The organism is Stenotrophomonas sp. CFBP8980 (assembly GCF_034046095.1).
Classification (GTDB): domain Bacteria; phylum Pseudomonadota; class Gammaproteobacteria; order Xanthomonadales; family Xanthomonadaceae; genus Stenotrophomonas; species Stenotrophomonas lacuserhaii.
Map to the genome: position 1 here is coordinate 726,373 of NZ_JAXCXF010000001.1, position 16,580 is coordinate 742,952.

At 65.6% G+C, this 16,580-nt stretch carries 16 protein-coding genes; 12 read left to right on the forward strand and 4 right to left on the reverse strand.

Annotated features, from left to right (window positions below):
- Window positions 1-377: 377 nt before the first annotated feature.
- The 11 genes from SOM47_RS03230 (at window position 378) to SOM47_RS03280 (ending at window position 10,502) form a co-directional block, all read left to right on the forward strand.
- Window positions 378-743, forward strand: coding sequence for a hypothetical protein (locus SOM47_RS03230; RefSeq protein WP_182657364.1), 366 nt, complete (start codon window positions 378-380; stop codon window positions 741-743).
- A gap of 32 nt (window positions 744-775) precedes the next feature.
- A complete protein-coding gene (atpB, locus tag SOM47_RS03235) occupies window positions 776-1,564 on the forward strand; it encodes a F0F1 ATP synthase subunit A (protein WP_192082861.1) in 789 nt (262 codons plus the stop codon).
- A 65-nt stretch (window positions 1,565-1,629) separates the two neighbouring features.
- Window positions 1,630-1,932 (forward strand): F0F1 ATP synthase subunit C, encoded by a 303-nt coding sequence (gene atpE / locus SOM47_RS03240; protein ID WP_042614569.1) that lies wholly within the window; start codon window positions 1,630-1,632, stop codon window positions 1,930-1,932.
- Window positions 1,933-2,046: 114 nt separating this feature from the next.
- Window positions 2,047-2,517 carry a F0F1 ATP synthase subunit B gene (locus tag SOM47_RS03245; RefSeq protein ID WP_042614570.1) on the forward strand — a complete coding sequence of 157 codons (471 nt, stop codon included), beginning with the start codon at window positions 2,047-2,049 and terminating at the stop codon, window positions 2,515-2,517.
- Window position 2,518: 1 nt separating this feature from the next.
- Window positions 2,519-3,046: a F0F1 ATP synthase subunit delta gene (locus SOM47_RS03250; RefSeq protein WP_057508091.1), complete on the forward strand. Its 528-nt coding sequence runs from the start codon at window positions 2,519-2,521 to the stop codon at window positions 3,044-3,046.
- 44 nt (window positions 3,047-3,090) lie between these two features.
- On the forward strand, window positions 3,091-4,638 hold the full coding sequence (atpA, locus tag SOM47_RS03255) for a F0F1 ATP synthase subunit alpha (protein WP_042614572.1): 1,548 nt from the start codon (window positions 3,091-3,093) through the stop codon (window positions 4,636-4,638).
- Window positions 4,639-4,696: 58 nt separating this feature from the next.
- Window positions 4,697-5,560 carry a F0F1 ATP synthase subunit gamma gene (gene atpG, locus SOM47_RS03260; protein ID WP_042614573.1) on the forward strand — a complete coding sequence of 288 codons (864 nt, stop codon included), beginning with the start codon at window positions 4,697-4,699 and terminating at the stop codon, window positions 5,558-5,560.
- Window positions 5,561-5,597: 37 nt separating this feature from the next.
- Window positions 5,598-7,004 (forward strand): F0F1 ATP synthase subunit beta, encoded by a 1,407-nt coding sequence (atpD, locus tag SOM47_RS03265; RefSeq protein ID WP_320504747.1) that lies wholly within the window; start codon window positions 5,598-5,600, stop codon window positions 7,002-7,004.
- Between the two features lie 113 nt (window positions 7,005-7,117).
- Window positions 7,118-7,540 (forward strand): F0F1 ATP synthase subunit epsilon, encoded by a 423-nt coding sequence (locus SOM47_RS03270; protein ID WP_042614575.1) that lies wholly within the window; start codon window positions 7,118-7,120, stop codon window positions 7,538-7,540.
- 268 nt (window positions 7,541-7,808) lie between these two features.
- Complete coding sequence (gene aroQ, locus SOM47_RS03275) at window positions 7,809-8,282, forward strand: gamma subclass chorismate mutase AroQ (protein WP_320504748.1); 474 nt, start codon at window positions 7,809-7,811, stop codon at window positions 8,280-8,282.
- A 66-nt stretch (window positions 8,283-8,348) separates the two neighbouring features.
- Window positions 8,349-10,502, forward strand: coding sequence for a putative glycosyltransferase family protein (locus SOM47_RS03280; RefSeq protein WP_320504749.1), 2,154 nt, complete (start codon window positions 8,349-8,351; stop codon window positions 10,500-10,502).
- 178 nt (window positions 10,503-10,680) lie between these two features.
- Here the strand turns inward: SOM47_RS03280 and SOM47_RS03285 are convergent, their stop codons facing one another.
- Window positions 10,681-11,064, reverse strand: coding sequence for a GtrA family protein (locus tag SOM47_RS03285; protein WP_042614576.1), 384 nt, complete (start codon window positions 11,062-11,064; stop codon window positions 10,681-10,683).
- 83 nt (window positions 11,065-11,147) lie between these two features.
- Between SOM47_RS03285 and glmU the strand changes: the two genes are divergently transcribed.
- The gene (glmU, locus tag SOM47_RS03290; protein WP_320504750.1) at window positions 11,148-12,515 is read left to right on the forward strand and encodes a bifunctional UDP-N-acetylglucosamine diphosphorylase/glucosamine-1-phosphate N-acetyltransferase GlmU; all 1,368 of its coding nucleotides are present in this window, start codon (window positions 11,148-11,150) and stop codon (window positions 12,513-12,515) included.
- Between the two features lie 49 nt (window positions 12,516-12,564).
- Here glmU and SOM47_RS03295 read toward each other — a convergent pair whose 3' ends face one another.
- From SOM47_RS03295 to SOM47_RS03305, 3 genes are all read right to left on the reverse strand, one after another.
- A complete protein-coding gene (locus tag SOM47_RS03295; protein WP_320504751.1) occupies window positions 12,565-13,911 on the reverse strand; it encodes a sensor histidine kinase in 1,347 nt (448 codons plus the stop codon).
- A complete protein-coding gene (locus SOM47_RS03300; protein WP_320504752.1) occupies window positions 13,908-15,251 on the reverse strand; it encodes a sigma-54-dependent transcriptional regulator in 1,344 nt (447 codons plus the stop codon). Before SOM47_RS03300 ends, SOM47_RS03295 begins: the two co-directional genes overlap by 4 nt.
- 111 nt (window positions 15,252-15,362) lie before the next feature.
- Window positions 15,363-16,577 (reverse strand): ABC transporter permease, encoded by a 1,215-nt coding sequence (locus SOM47_RS03305; protein WP_042614580.1) that lies wholly within the window; start codon window positions 16,575-16,577, stop codon window positions 15,363-15,365.
- Window positions 16,578-16,580 lie beyond the last annotated feature (3 nt).

Consider the following 16,580-nt stretch of genomic DNA (forward strand, 5'->3'; position numbering starts at 1 on the left):
GCACCCACCACGGCACGGTAGCGCCGAGCCATGCTCGGCGAGCGCAGCGGCACAAAAAAAGTCCCGCCGGGCAGCGGCGGGACCCCGTGCAGACCTGCGCAACTGCGCCGACGAGGATGAGAGAGTGCAGGTCGAGGGGTTGGACACACCATCGCGACGAAAGTTCAATGCTGCATCGCCGCAAGGGCCGGAGCCCCGCTGGGCCTGATTGTCCCGCCCCCGGCCGGAAAATTCCCGGTCATCCGGCAACTTGCATCGATCCGGGATGAACACGCAGCGGTTGTCTCGCAAATTGTCCCATTGCTATAATTTGGCGGCTCGACGAGGCACCACGCTGCTGCCTCATGCCTTCCACTCCAAATGTGCGGGACGTCTCTGTGCTGAATTCCGTTGATCCGGGTCGGCGACTGATGCTGCGCGCCGCGGTCTACCCGCTGGCCGCGGTGATTGTCCTGGCCCTTGGCTTCCTGCTGGTGAGTCCGAAACATGCGCTTGGCGCACTGCTTTCCGGCCTCGCGGTTTCGGCCGGTGGCTGGGTGGCGGCACGGATGGCACTGGGCGGCGGGGTACAGGCAGCTGGCTCGGCAATGGCAAGGCTGATCATCGCCGTCGTTGCCAAGTGGGCCGTGGTATTTGGCGTGTTGATCGCAGGCATCCTGGTGTTCAGGCTGCCGGCGGTGGCACTGCTGGCCGGTATCGCGGTCGGCTTGATGTTCCAGGTCCTGGCTCTGGCCAGGCGTTGATCGAATTTCTTAATAACTAAGGTTCCGGACACATGGCAGGCGAGGCGCTGACACCCACCTCCTATATCCAGCATCACCTGCACAACCTCACCGTTGGGCACGGCAGCCCGTGGGCGCTGCATCTGGATACCATCGCCACGTCGGTCCTGATGGGTCTGGTGATGGTTTTCGCCTTCTGGATGGCGACGCGCAATGCCACGGCCGGCGTGCCGGGCAAGTGGCAGGCCTTCGTGGAGATCTGCCTGGAGTTCGTTGACCGCCAGGCCAAGGACACCTACCACGGCACCAGCAAGCTGGTGACCCCGATCGCCATCACGATCTTCTTCTGGATCCTCCTGATGAACCTCATCAAGATGATCCCGGCCGACTTCATCGCCATCCCGCTCGAACTGCTGGGCGTGCCGTACTGGAAGCCAGTGCCGACCGCCGACGTCAACGCCACCCTCGGTATGTCGATCAGCGTGTTCTTCCTGATGCTGTTCTTCGCGCTGCGCTCCAAGGGCATCGGCGGCTTCACCAAGGAATTCCTGACCGCCCCGTTCGGCAAGTGGATGCTGCCGTTCAACCTGATCCTGAACATCGTCGAGTGGCTGTCCAAGCCGATTTCGCTGGCGATGCGACTGTTCGGCAACATGTTCGGCGGTGAAATCGTGTTCCTGCTGATCTGGGTGCTGGGCGGTGCAGGTATCGCCGGCATCTTCGCAGGCGCGTTCGCCGGCTTCGGCTGGATGCTGTTCCACCTGCTGGTGATCCCGCTGCAGGCTTTCATCTTCATGATGCTGTCCATCGTGTACCTGAGCCTGTCGGAAGACGCTCACTGAGTTTCGCTGCACCCTTCATCCGTTAGTTTCCAAATCCCTTAGCAATCACGTTCCCGGAGAAAACCATGTACTTCGCCGTCCTGACCAATCTCGCCCAGGTCCAGAGCTCCACCGTCCTCGCCGTCGGCATCATGATCGGCCTGGCCGCGCTGGGCGCAGGCCTGGGTCTGGCCATCATGGCTGGTAAGTTCCTGGAATCGGCCGCGCGCCAGCCGGAACTGATTCCGGTGCTGCAGGTCCGCATGTTCATCACCGCCGGCCTGATCGACGCCGCGTTCATCATCTCGGTCGCCGTGGGCCTGCTGTTCGCCTTCGCCAACCCGATGGTCGGCGAGTTCGTCGCCCGCCTGCCGGCAGTGGCTGGCTGATCCAGCCCCAAGTGAAACGACCGGGCGCTTCGGCGCCTGGTTGCGGATGAAGGTTCGGAGGTGCCGCCCGCAAGGCGGCACGTCCACCCCGTCACCACTGACTGAGCGAAAACAATGGATATCGGTTTTACCCTCATCGCCCAGGCCCTGGCCTTTGCTGCCCTGATCTGGATCATCGCGACCAAGATCTGGCCGCCCCTGATGAACGCGATCGAAGAGCGCCAGCAGAAGATCGCTGAAGGTCTCGCCGCTGCCGATCGCAGCCAGAAGGACCTCGCCCAGGCACAGGACAAGGTCAACGAAGCGCTGAAGGAAGCCCGCGGCAAGGCCAATGAAATCATTGACCAGGCCCACGCGCGCGCCAACCAGATCGTTGAAGCCGCCAAGAATGAAGCGATCACCGAAGCCAACCGCCAGAAAGAACTGGCCCAGGCTGAAATTGACCTGGCTGCCAACCGTGCCCGCGAAGAACTGCGCAAGCAGGTTTCCGCGCTGGCCGTAAGCGGCGCAGAGAAGCTGCTCAAGCGCGAAATCGATGCCAACGCCCACAAGGCGCTGCTCGACGAGCTGGCTTCGGAGATCTGACATGAGCCAGGCCCTCACGCTTGCCCGTCCCTACGCCCGCGCCGCTTTTGCGACCGCGCGCGACGAAGGTGCGTTCGCGCCGTGGTCGGACGCCCTTGCGTTCTCCGCCCACGTCGCTGCCGACCCGCGCGTGTCGGCCCTGCTCGCCAACCCGGAGCTGGGTCGCGACGATGCCGTCGCCCTGCTGGCACCGGAACAGCGCAGCGAGACCTTCTCGCGTTTCCTGTCCATCCTGGCCGATGCCCACCGCCTGCCGCTGCTGCCGGAAATCGCTGGCATGTACGACCAGCTGCGTGCCGAAGCCGAACACGTGGTCAAGGCCACCGTGACCTCGGCCAACGAACTGGCCGCCGGTGAACTGGATGCGATCAAGGCTGCCCTGCGCAAGCGCTTCGGCCGCGACGTGGAAGTGTCCACCGCGGTGGATGCCTCGCTGATCGGCGGCGCCGTGATCGACGCCGGTGACGTGGTCATCGACGGTTCGCTGAAGGGCAAGCTTGCCCGCCTGCAGACCGCGCTCGCTAACTGAATTCAATTACCGTCCGGCCTCAACGCCGGCACTAGGACTCGACGATGGCAACCACGCTCAACCCCTCCGAAATCAGCGAACTGATCAAGAACCGCATCGAGAAGGTCAAGCTGGCCGCGGAATCGCGCAACGAAGGCACCGTGACCAGCGTGTCCGACGGCATCGTGCGCATCTTCGGCCTGGCCGACGTGATGCAGGGCGAAATGATCGAACTGCCGAACAACACCTTCGCCCTGGCCCTGAACCTGGAGCGCGACTCGGTCGGCGCCGTGGTCCTGGGTGATTACCAGAACCTGCGCGAAGGCGACGTGGCCAAGACCACCGGCCGCATCCTGGAAGTGCCGGTCGGTCCGGAACTGCTCGGCCGCGTGGTGAACGCGCTGGGCGAGCCGATCGACGGCAAGGGCCCGCTGGGCACCCAGCTGACCGCTCCGGTGGAGCGCGTTGCGCCGGGCGTGATCTGGCGCAAGTCGGTCGACCAGCCGGTGCAGACCGGTTACAAGTCGGTCGACTCGATGATCCCGATCGGCCGCGGCCAGCGCGAGCTGGTCATCGGTGACCGCCAGACCGGCAAGACCGCGCTGGCCATCGATGCGGTGATCAACCAGAAGGACACCGGCATCAAGTGCGTGTACGTCGCGATCGGCCAGAAGGCATCGACCGTGGCCAACATCGTGCGCAAGCTGGAAGAAAATGGCGCCCTGGCCCACACCGTGGTCGTGGCCGCCACCGCGTCCGAATCGGCTGCGATGCAGTACATCAGCGCCTACTCCGGCTGCACCATGGGTGAGTACTTCATGGACCGCGGCGAAGACGCGCTGATCGTGTACGACGATCTGTCCAAGCAGGCTGTTGCCTACCGCCAGATCTCGCTGCTGCTGAAGCGCCCGCCGGGCCGTGAAGCCTACCCGGGTGACGTGTTCTACCTGCACTCCCGCCTGCTCGAGCGTGCTGCCCGCGTGTCCGAAGAGTATGTGGAGAAGTTCACCAACGGTGCGGTGACCGGCAAGACCGGTTCGCTGACCGCGCTGCCGATCATCGAAACGCAGGCCGGCGACGTGTCCGCGTTCGTGCCGACCAACGTGATCTCCATCACCGACGGCCAGATCTTCCTGGAAACCGACCTGTTCAATGCCGGTATCCGTCCGGCCGTCAACGCCGGTATCTCGGTGTCGCGCGTGGGTGGTTCGGCCCAGACCAAGATCATCAAGAAGCTGTCCGGCGGCATCCGTATCTCGCTGGCGCAGTACCGCGAGCTGGCTGCGTTCGCGCAGTTCGCCTCGGACCTGGACGAAGCAACCCGCAAGCAGCTCGAGCGCGGCCAGCGCGTCACCGAACTGATGAAGCAGAAGCAGTACGCCCCGATGTCGATCGCCAACCAGGCACTGTCGATCTACGCCGTCAACGAGGGTTACCTCGACGACGTGCCGGTCAACAAGCTGCTGGCGTTCGAAGAAGGCCTGCACGCGCACTTCGCCAACACCCAGGGCGAGCTGATCGGCAAGGTCAACGCCACCGGCGGCTGGGACAATGACATCGAAGGTGCCTTCAAGAAGGGCATCACCGAGTTCAAGACCACCGGCAGCTGGTAACAGCGCACGTGGAGCGGGGCAGGTCCCCGCTCTACCGTTGAACATACGGGAATAAGAGATGGCAAGCGGACGCGAAATCAAAACCAAGATCAAGAGCGTGCAGAACACCCGCAAGGTGACGCGCGCGCTCGAGATGGTCTCGGCCTCCAAGATCCGCAAGGCGCAGGAGCGGATGAAGACATCGCGTCCGTACGCGCAGGCGATGAAGCAGGTGATCGGCCACCTGGCCCAGGCCAGCACCGATTACCAGCATGCGTTCCTGGTCGAGCGTGAACAGGTCAAGCGCGTGGGCTACATCGTGATCTCGTCGGATCGCGGCCTGGCCGGCGGGCTGAACAACAACCTGTTCCGCAAGACGCTGGGCGAAGCCCGTGCCTGGCAGGAAAAGGGTGCCGAAGTGGACATGGTGACGATCGGCCAGAAGGCATCGACCTTCTTCCGTCGCATCAAGGTCAACATGGTCGGCAGCGTGACCCACCTGGGTGACGTGCCGCGCCTGGAATCGCTGATCGGCGTGATCAAGGTGATGCTCGATGCATTCACCGAGGGCAAGGTCGACCGCGTCTACCTGGTGTACAACCGCTTCGTCAACACCATGACCCAGACCGCCAGCTTCGATCAGCTGCTGCCGTTGCCGGCCGCTGAAAAGCAGGTCGCGCACCACGACTGGGACTACCTGTACGAACCCGATGCCGCGACCGTGCTGGAGCACGTGATGACGCGTTACATCGAGTCACTGGTGTACCAGGCCGTGCTGGAAAACGTGGCCTCCGAGCATGCCGCACGCATGGTGGCGATGAAGGCGGCCAGCGACAACGCGAACAAGCTGATCGGAACCCTGCAGCTGGTCTACAACAAGGCCCGCCAGGCAGCGATCACCCAGGAAATCTCCGAAATCGTCGGCGGCGCAGCAGCAGTTTGACGCGCACGTCCAAAGCACAAATCTAGAGGATGCAGCAATGAGTCAGGGCAAGATCGTTCAGATCATCGGCGCGGTCGTCGACGTCGAGTTCCCCCGTGAGTCGGTTCCGAAGGTGTATGACGCACTGAAGGTCGACAACACCGAAATCACCCTCGAAGTCCAGCAGCAGCTGGGCGACGGCGTGGTCCGCTGCATCGCCCTCGGTTCCACCGATGGCCTGAAGCGCAACCTGGTCGCCACCAACACCGACCGCGGCATCTCCGTGCCGGTCGGCCCGGGCACCCTGGGTCGCATCATGGACGTGCTGGGTCGCCCGATCGACGAAGCCGGCCCGGTGGCCGCCAGCGACACGTGGGAAATCCACCGTGCTGCACCGTCGTACGAAGACCAGTCCCCGGCCACCGAGCTGCTGGAAACCGGCATCAAGGTCATCGACCTGATGTGCCCGTTCGCCAAGGGCGGCAAGGTCGGCCTGTTCGGCGGCGCCGGCGTCGGCAAGACCGTCAACATGATGGAACTGATCAACAACATCGCCAAGGCGCACAGCGGTCTGTCCGTGTTCGCCGGCGTGGGTGAGCGTACCCGTGAGGGCAACGACTTCTACCACGAGATGAAGGATTCCAACGTCCTGGACAAGGTCGCGATGGTGTACGGCCAGATGAACGAGCCGCCGGGCAACCGCCTGCGCGTCGCGCTGACCGGCCTGACCATGGCCGAGTACTTCCGCGACGAGAAGGACGCGTCGGGCAAGGGCAAGGACGTGCTGCTGTTCGTCGACAACATCTACCGCTACACCCTGGCCGGTACCGAAGTGTCGGCACTGCTGGGCCGCATGCCGTCGGCCGTGGGCTACCAGCCCACCCTGGCCGAGGAAATGGGCGTCCTGCAGGAGCGCATCACCTCCACCAAGAACGGCTCGATCACCTCGATCCAGGCCGTCTACGTGCCGGCCGATGACTTGACCGATCCCTCGCCGGCGACCACCTTCGCCCATCTGGATTCGACCGTGACCCTGTCGCGTTCGATCGCCTCGCTGGGTATCTACCCGGCGGTGGATCCGCTGGATTCCACCAGCCGCCAGATGGATCCGCTGGTCATCGGCCACGAGCATTACGACACCGCCCAGCGCGTCCAGCAGACCCTGCAGAAGTACAAGGAACTGAAGGACATCATCGCCATCCTGGGCATGGACGAACTGTCCGAAGAAGACAAGCAGGCCGTGACCCGCGCCCGCAAGATCGAACGCTTCTTCAGCCAGCCGTTCCACGTGGCCGAAGTGTTCACCGGTTCGCCGGGCAAGTACGTGTCGCTGAAGGACACCATCCGTGGCTTCAAGGCCATCGTCGATGGTGAGTACGACCACCTGCCGGAGCAGGCGTTCTACATGGTCGGCGGCATCGAAGAAGCGGTCGAAAAGGCCAAGAAGATGGCCGAAAAGGCCTGATCCGGATCGGGCGGGAGCGATCCTGCCCGACCTGACACCGGCGCCGGACACCCGTCCGCGCCGTGGCTCCTCCCCGGTGGCATCGTGCCGCCGCGAACAGTGAAGAGATTTGCATGAGCACGATCCGTTGCGACATCGTCAGCGCCGAGCAGGAAATCTTCCGGGGTGAAGCGACCCTGGTCGTGGCCACCGGTGAGCTGGGCGAGCTGGGCATCGCGCCCAAGCACGCACCGCTGATCACCCGCCTCAAGCCGGGCAAGATCGTGGTGACCCAGGCCAATGGCGAGCAGCTGGACTTCTTCATCTCCGGCGGCATCCTGGAAGTGCAGCCGCAGGTGGTCACCGTGCTGGCCGACACCGCGATCCGCGCGCAGGATATCGATGAGGCATCGGTGCGCAAGGCCAAGGAAGAAGCCGAGCGCATGCTGGCCAACCGTGGTGAAGGCATGGAGATCGCCGAGGCCCAGCAGAAGCTGGCCGAAGTGACTGCCCAGCTGCAGGCGCTGGAGCGCCTGCGCAAGAACCTGAAGCACTAAGCACCTGGGTGGGTCCGGAGGGTGACGACCGTTGGTCGTCATGCTCCATCTCCGATAGGTATTCCGACGCCGGCCCTGTGCCGGCGTTTGTACTTTCCGCGCATTGCCCATGACGCCGGCGGAACTGTGCGCCGGTTCCTCGTGCTGGCGACCCCGCGTGTTCACCCTGTGTGCTTCTTCTTCCGGAAGGTGCGCCATGCTTGTTCCACATTGCTGCCGGACAGTGCTTCTTGCCACGTTGCTGCCTGCTGCCGCGCAGGCCACTCCGATGGATCGCTTCGTTGCCGTCGCCGCCGAGCGCAACACCATCGCGTATCAGGTGGCGGCGTTCAAATACCCCGCCGCGCGCCCGGTGGAAGATCCTGTCCGCGAAGCACAGGTGCTGCAGGACAAGCGTGTCCGGGCGACTCAGCTCGGCCTGGACGCGGAGGCGGTCGTGAACTTCTATCGCCAGCTGATCGAGGCCAACAAGCTGATCCAGCATGTGGCGTTCCATCGCTATGCGGCAGGCGAGGTGCCGGCGCCCGCGCCTTCGCTTGAGGAACTGCGCGGCATGATCGACGTGGCAGACGAAAAGCTGCTCGCGCTATGGCCTGGGATCGCCCCGCAGCGCGGCCAGCCGGGCTGCACCAAGACCGTTGCGGAGGCGGTGGATCACGGCATGCAGGAGGCCGTCGGGCATGTCGCGCTGGTGCGGGCTATGATTGATCTTTGCCGCCCCGAGGCTGGCGGCATGCGCTGATAAGGCAAGGAGAGCAGGGTGCAGCAGATCATCGGGGCGGTAGGGTTTACAGACCGCTGGACACGCTTGCACGCAACGTCCGGCTTTGCCTGGTGCGTCCTGTGGCTGGTGCTGTGCCTGCCGTGGCTGCTCGGCGTCTGGACGATTCCCTTCGATGCCGTCCAGCAGTTCTTTCCTGCGGTGAGCTTCACCGCCCAGCAGCTGCTGCTGGGGGACGTGCCGTGGTGGAATCCCTACCTGCACGGTGGCTATCCGCAGCTGGCCGACCCGCAGATGATGACCCTGCAGCCGACCGTGGTGCTGCCGATGCTGCTGGCGCCGGCCTCGCTGCACTGGTTCACGGTGGTGATCCTGCTGCATGTGCTGGTGGCGGGGATGGGGGCGTTGAAACTTGCGGCCACCCAGGGATTGCAGCGGTTGCCGCAGCTGATGTTCGCACTGGTGTTCCTGTTCGGCGGGGTGGCGGCGGCGCGCCTGCAGCACACCCCGATGATCGTCAGTTACTGCCTGCTGCCTTGGCTGTGGCTTGCGCTGGACCAGCTGCGCCGTCATCTGCACTGGCGCCATGCCGTGCTGGCCGGCGTTGTCGGCGGACTGTGTGCGCTGCAGCTCACACAGGTCACTTACCTGATCGTCCTGGCGTGTGCGGTGTTCTCCATCGCCGCCGTGCTGATGGCACCGACACGGCGCATGCGCCTGTGTCTGCAACTGGCGGCCGTGGGCGCGATCGCCGCAGCGATCAGTGCCCCGCAATGGCTGTCCACGTTCGCGTGGCTGGCCCAGACCAACCGTGATGGCGTGTCACTGCAGGCCGCCCTGCCGGGTGCCATCCATTGGCAATCCCTGGTCACTTTGCTGTCCGGTAATGTGTTCGAGCAGGGACGCGGCGACAGCTGGGCGTTCGGTGATATCACCACCGACTATCTGTACATGGGCGCGGTGCCGTTGGCGGCGTGGCTTGCATGGGGTGGCGCGGTGGTGCGCAGCGACCCGCGCGGCGCGCGTATCGCGCTTGCGGTCTTCGTGCTGGCCGTGCTGTTCGCGCTGGGCGGTGCCACGCCCCTGTTCCCGTGGCTGTTCGGCTGGCTGCCGGGGCTGGACCTGTTCCGTCGCCCGTCGGATGGATTGTTCCTCGCCGTTCCGGCGGCGGCATGGCTGTCCGCGCATGCGCTGCAGTCGGCCCTGCAGCGCGATCGGCTGCGCCCGCACTTGCCATCGCTGCTGGTGGTTGCACTGCTGGCCGCAGCCGGTGTGTGGCTGGTCGTGGACAGTGGGCGCCTGCAGGGCAGTGCGTGGCTGGCAATCAGCGTCGCCATCGGGGCGGTCGCGGTACGCCAGTTGATACGCCACCGGTCGCCCTCGCGCTGGCTGCTGGGACTGATGCTGCTGGACCTGCTGATGTTCAACGTCAGTACGTCGTTCAACGCGCGCAGCGCCACCCGTCCGGTGCTGACCGCAACGCGGCCCGGGCCGGCGCAGAGTGCGTACCGGCTGCTGTCCGCGCAGCGCAGCGACGGCCTGCCGGTACGCGCACTGGCCTTCGGCGTGGGGCCGTTGACCAATGGCGCGGCCGTGTACGGCCTGGCACTGGCCAACGGCTACAACCCGTTGCTCGACCGTCGCGCCCTGCAGATGCTCGGCATGCCCGGCGATCCGCTGGACAGCGTGCAGCAGAAACCGGAAACGCCATGGACGCCGGACTTCGATGCGCCGCTGTACGATCTGATCGGCGTGCGCTGGGTGCTGGCACCGACCGCGTTCCCGGGTTCGCATGCCTACGACGCCGAACTGCAGGTGATGCAGCGTGACAGCGTGCTGCCGCGGATGCTCAATCCCACGGCAGTGCACCGTCATGATGAAGACCTGCCGCCTGCCGCGGCATTCAACCGGACCGACTTCAGCACCACGGTCTGGCTGCCCGGCGATACGCAGGCGGCGTGTGCCGATGCCGGTGCCGGCACGCTGCAGATGGGCGCGACGGTCTACCGGGCCAGCGGGCTGAGGGTGCAGGTGGACGCGGCCGCGCCGGCGTGGCTGGTGGTCAATGAGGTGTCCGCTCCGGGCTGGCAGGCCAGCGTGGATGGGGCGGCAACCCCGCTGATGCGCGCCAACGGGCTGTTCCGTGCGGTCTGCGTACCGGCCGGTCGCCACCAGGTGGCGTTCCGTTTCAGTCCGCTGCAGTTGTGGCGCGAAGGATTGGGGCAGCGCCTCGGCCGCTGAGGCCCGTGGGGCGTGAGATCGCCGGTCATGAAGCGGTAGCGCCGAGCCATGCTCGGCGGCATCGTTCAGGCCACGGCCCGCTGTGCTCGCCGAGCATGGCTCGGCGCTACCGATGTGCTGCGCGATGTTGCTCTGGTAGCGCCGAGCCATGCTCGGCGAGCGCAGCGGCCAGCCTGGGTCAGCGGAACACCAGGCGCCGCATCAGCAGGAACGACAACCCGGCCAGCCCGCCTTCCACCAGCGGCTTGGCCAACCATGCGTACTTCAGCCCCAACGCGTGATCGGCTGCAGTGACCAGTACGGTGCTGAGCACGGTGAGCACGGCCCACAGTGCGATGAAACGGCCAAAGCGCTTCCATCCCAGCCGTTGCTTGCCGGCATCGGCAAAGGTGTAGCGTCCGTTGAGCCAGAAGCCCAACAGCATCCCGCAGGCGCGTGCGATCACGTTGCCCGGCACCACCGGCACGCCCAACGCCGTCACGGCGACGAACACACACCAGTCCAGCAGCAGCTGGAGCAGGCCGACGATGAGGTAGGAGCCACCTTGGCGGAGCAGGGTCATGGACAGGTAGATGCAGGATGCGTGAGTCATGTTAACGGCGGCCGTTCTAGAATGGCGCGAAACCATCGCGGACCCTTTTTTCCATGACCCAAGCCCTGCACGTCATCATCCTCGCCGCTGGCGCCGGCAAGCGCATGAAGTCCGTATTGCCGAAGGTGCTGCAGCCGGTGGCTGGACAACCCATGCTGGCCCACGTGATCGCCACCGCACGCGAGCTGAAGCCGGATGCGATCCACATCGTCTACGGCCATGGCGGTGATGCCGTGCGCGCGCATTTTTCCAGCCAGCCCGACCTGCTGTGGGCCGAGCAGTCGAAGCAGCTTGGCACCGGACATGCCGTGGCGCAGGCGATGCCGGAGGTGCCGGACGCCGCGCAGGTGCTGGTGCTGTACGGCGATGTGCCGCTGATCCGTGCGCAGACCCTGCGCGAGCTGCTGGACCAGCCGGGCCGGCTGGCGGTGCTGGCGGCGGAAATGGACAACCCGACCGGCTACGGGCGCATCGTGCGCGATGCCGAGGGCAAGGTCGGCTCGATCGTGGAGCAGAAGGACGCCAGCGAGGAACAGCGCCGGATCCGCACCATCAATACCGGCATCATCACCGCCGAGTCCACCGCGCTGCGTCGCTGGCTGTCTCAGCTCTCCAATGCCAATGCGCAGGGCGAGTACTACCTGACCGATGTGTTCGCCTTTGCCGCCAACGAGTACACCGCAGCGGACATGACCCTGGTCGCCGATCCGCAGGACGCCGAAGGGGCCAATGATCCGTGGCAGCTGGCGCAGCTGGAACGGGCCTGGCAACAGCGCGCGGTGCGTGCACTGTGCGTGCAGGGCGCGCGCGTGCTGGACCCCGCCCGGCTTGATATCCGGGGTGAGGTGATCGTCGGCCGCGACGTGCAGATCGATGTCAACGTGATCCTGGAAGGTCGCGTGGAACTGGGTGACGGGGTCAGCATCGGTCCATTCACCCGCCTCAAGGATGTCACCCTGGGTGCGGGCACCACCGTGCTGGCCCACTGCGACGTGGAGGGCGTGGTGGCACAGGGCGCGGCGCAGATCGGGCCGTTCGCGCGGCTGCGCCCGGGCACCGTGCTGGCCGACGGCGTGCACGTGGGCAACTTCGTGGAAACCAAGAAGATCCGCATGGGCGTGGGCAGCAAAGCCAACCACCTGAGCTACCTGGGTGATGCGGTCATCGGCAGCAAGGTCAACATCGGCGCCGGCACCATAACCTGCAACTACGACGGGGTGAACAAGTCGCAGACCACGATCGGCGACAACGCCTTCATCGGCTCCAACAGTTCGCTGGTGGCGCCGGTGCTGGTGGGCGAGGGCGCGACCATCGCCGCTGGATCGGTGATCACCCGCACCGCGCCGGATGGCCAGCTGACCGTGGCGCGGGCACGCCAGCAGGTGGTCGAAGGCTGGCAGCGACCGCAGAAGAAATCCTGAGCGGTCCCCGGCATGCCCGGTAGCGCCGGGCCATGCCCGGCGTCGCGGGTCAGTTCTGCGGCAACAACAACGACACGCACAGCCCACCTTCGGTGCGGTTCTGCAGCGCGATGCGACCGCCGTGCGCTTCCACGATCTCGCGGGTCAACGCCAGCCCCAGGCCGGTGCCGTTGCGCTTGGTGGAATAGAACGGGGTCAGTGCGTTCTGCAGCACGGCCTCGTTCATGCCCTTGCCGCGATCCAGTACGTCCAGCCGCAGCCACTGCGGCAGGCGGGTGACCTTGATCCGCACGTCGTCGTTGGGCGGGTCGGCGTCGGCGCACGCTTCGTGTGCATTCTTGACCAGGTTCAAGAGCGCCTGGCCGAGCTGGGCGATGTCGACCCGGCTATGCAGGTCTTCATCCAGCGCGTCCATCTGGAACGGAATCTGCTGCTGCAGGCTGGCCAGGAACGGTGCCCAGTGCACCGTCTGCAGCTGCGGCTGCGGCAACTTGGCAAACCGCGCGTAGCCGCGGATGAAGCCCTCCAGATGGCGTGCGCGGTCTTCGATGGTAGAGAAGATCTCCGGCAGGCGGTCGAAGCGTTCACGCTTCACCAGTTCACCGCCGGAGTGCGCCAGGGACGCAATGGGAGCCAATGAATTATTGAGCTCGTGGCTGATCACACGGATGACCTTCTTCCATGTCTGTACTTCCTGCCGGCGCAGTTCAGCGGTGAGCAGGCGGATCAGCAGCAGGTCATGCGGCCGTCCATTCAAGTGGAACGCGCGGCGCGAGAGGTGGTAGATCTGCTCGTCCTCTTCGTCCTCGCTGTCCTCTTCGCGCACCGCGAACAGGCTGTCGCCGCCACGCGAAATAGCATCGCGCAGGGCGATCGGCATCTGTTCCAGCAGTTCGGCCAGGCGCTGTCCTTCGAGCTTGAACCCGCCGTGCAGCAGCTTGCGTGCGGCCAGGTTGGAGAACACCACGCGCTGCAGGCCATCGCCGCCGGCGGCCAGCAGCAGCATCGCCACCGGGGTGTTCTGCACCATCGTGTCCAGCAGCAGTTCGCGCTGCACCAGTGATTGACGCTGCTCACGCAGCACGTCGCCCAGTTCGCGGTGCGCCTCCACCAGGTGGCCCAGCTCGTCCTGTGCCGACCAGTGCACGCTGAAGTTGAACTCGCCGTCCTTGTAGCTGCTGACCACGCCGGACAGCGCGCGCATCAGCGAGCGGACCGGTGCGATGGCGCGGTTCAGGCTGAACCACATCAGCCCCAGCAGCACGATTCCCGACAGGATCGCCACGCCCCAACCGTGGTCCATCCAGTACGCCAGCAGCCATGGCAGTGCGGCCGCAAGGGCCAATACCGGCAGCAGGCGCAGGAACAGCTGGAAGGTGAAGGAGCGTTGCTTCATTCGCGCGGAATGCCGAAGCGGTCCATGCGCCGGTACAGGGCCTGCCGGCTCAGCCCCAGCTCGGCAGCGGCCTGGGCGATGATGCCGTGGTTGTTGGCCAACGCGCCTTCGATGCGCTGGCGGTCGGGGTCGATGGTCGCAACGGCGCCACGCGGGGCGGCGGGCGCGCGCGGCAGGTTGAGGTCGGCTACTTCGATGCGGTTGCCGATGGCCAGCAGTTCGGCGCGCTGGATCACGTTGCGCAGTTCGCGCACGTTGCCTGGCCAGGGGTGGCGCTGCAATGCCGTGCGCGCGGCGGCGGACAGTGGCTTGTCAGCTGCCAGGAAGTGCTCGGCCAGCGGCACGATATCGCCGGGCCGCTCGGCCAGTGGGGGCAGCGTCAGCTCGACCGTGTTGAGCCGGTAATACAGGTCTTCGCGGAAGCTGCCCTCGCGGATCATCGCGCCCAGGTCGGCATTGGTGGCGCTGACCACGCGCACCTTGACCTGGCGTTCGCGGTTGGAACCAAGCCGTTCGAAGCGGCCGGTTTCCAGCACGCGCAGCAGCTTCATCTGGCCGCCCAGCGGCAGGTTGCCGATCTCGTCCAGGAACAGCGTGCCACCATCGGCGGCCTCGAATTTGCCTTCGCGGGCCTTGTTGGCTCCGGTGTAGGCACCTGCCTCGGCACCGAACAGTTCCGCTTCGATCAGCTCGGCCGGCAATGCGCCACAGTTGACCGTGACGAACGGGCCCTTCGCTGCCGCCGAGTTGGCCTGGATGATCTGCGCGATCTTTTCCTTGCCGGCGCCGTTCGGGCCGGTGATGAGCACGGGCAGCGTCGACCGCGCGACCTGGCAGGCCAGCGCGATCACGCGCTCGCTGGCAGGATCGGCGAATACCGCACCGCACAGATCGTAGCGTTGCTCCAGGGCGCTGCGCTGGCGCTGCTCGCGTTGTCGCCGACGATCCAGCTCGCTGCGTGCTTCGGATAGTTCCAGCAGGTTGTTGACCGTGGTCAGCAGCTTGCGGTCATCCCACGGCTTGGGCAGGTAGTCGGCCGCGCCGGCCTTCACCAGCTCCACCGCCGTGCCGAGGTGGGTCCACGCGGTCAGCAGGATCACCGGCAGGTCCGGATGGGCTTCACGGATGCGGGCGAACAATGCCTCACCTTCTTCGCCGGAGGTGGTGTCCTCGGTGAAGTTCATGTCCTGGATCACCAGGTCCACGGGGTGTTCGCGCAGCAGGGCCAGGCCCTGTTCCGGCGACGTCGCCTGCAGGGTATCGATGTCGTGCAGCGAGAACAGCACGTCCAGCGCGGTGGCCACGCTGGTGTTGTCGTCGATGATCAGGATCGCGGGCATGCGGCAGCTTCAGTTGGCGCCGAGCCGTGCTCGGCCGAATGCAGGCGCCGGGCAGGGCACGGCGCTACGGACATCATGGCAGCAGGATATACAAGCCGGGGCGGGTATGCCTCAGCTGCCGCGGGTGGCCACCGCCGGTGGTACTGCGGCGGCGCGCCGTGCCGGCCCGAACACCGCCACCTGGCCCAGCAGCCACAGCAGCACCGCGCCCACCGGCAGGTAGACCAGCGGCATGCGCGGCAGCTCGTAGGTATTCATCAGCGCCAGGTTGATCGCGTAGGCGGCCAGCATGCCCAGCACGATACCCACCGTGGCCAGCAGGAAGTTCTCGGTCTGGAAGTAGCGCAGGATCTGTCCCCGCGTCGCACCCAGTGCGCGGCGGATGCCGATCTGCTTGCTGCGCTGCTGCACCCAGAAGCTGGCCAGCCCGACGATGCCCAGTGCGGTCACCACCAGTAGGGCCACGCACACGGTGATCAGCAGGCCGACCATCGCCCGGTCGTTCTTGAAGTAGCTGTCGCGCTGCTCTTCGTAGGTGAGCTTCTCGCGTACCAGCCGGTTCGGATCGTTGCGTTCCAGTGCCGCCAGCGCAGCGGTCAGCACTTCCTGTCGGCGCTGCGGATCGGTACGCAGCAGGTACAGCCCTTCAGTGAAGGTGGTACGCATCGGCAGCAGCAACGACATGTCGGTGTTGTCGTCCCAACCGGTAGGCGTCGCCAGGTGCTCCACCACGCCCACCACATGCACCGGCTGGGTACCGATGTAGAACGTCTTGCCGACGGCGGATGTGCCCGGCGACAACCGGTCGGCAGCGGCCTTGCTGAAGATGCCCGCCACGGCCTTGTCGTTCGGGAAGGCCTTCATGGCCTCTTCGCGATCAACGAACTCGCCGGGCTGGAAGTCCCGTCCGGCCACCAGGTTCAGGCCCAGCGTGGGCAGTGCGTTTTCGTTGACGAAGTACATGGTGGAATGGATGGTCGGCTTTTCCTGTTCGGGCGTGAGCGAGATCCCGCTGTTGGACGAACTGGTGCGGAACGGCAGCTGGCTGGCCCGGGTCACGCTGGTGACGCCGGGGATCGCGCGCAGCGATGCCAGGTCTTCGCGGGTGCGCGCCATGGCATCGGTCTGCTTGCCGATGCCACTGACCCGCACCACCACCAGTTCTTTTTCGGCCAGGCCACTGGGCTGGCTGATTTTCTCGATGCGCTGGCTGACCAGGAACAGCGCGTTGCAGACGATGGCGCAGGTCAGTGCGACTTCAAGCACGATCAGCGAGGCGGCGGTCTTGTGCCGGCGCAGCGTGCTGAGGATGGGGCGGATGTCCATGGT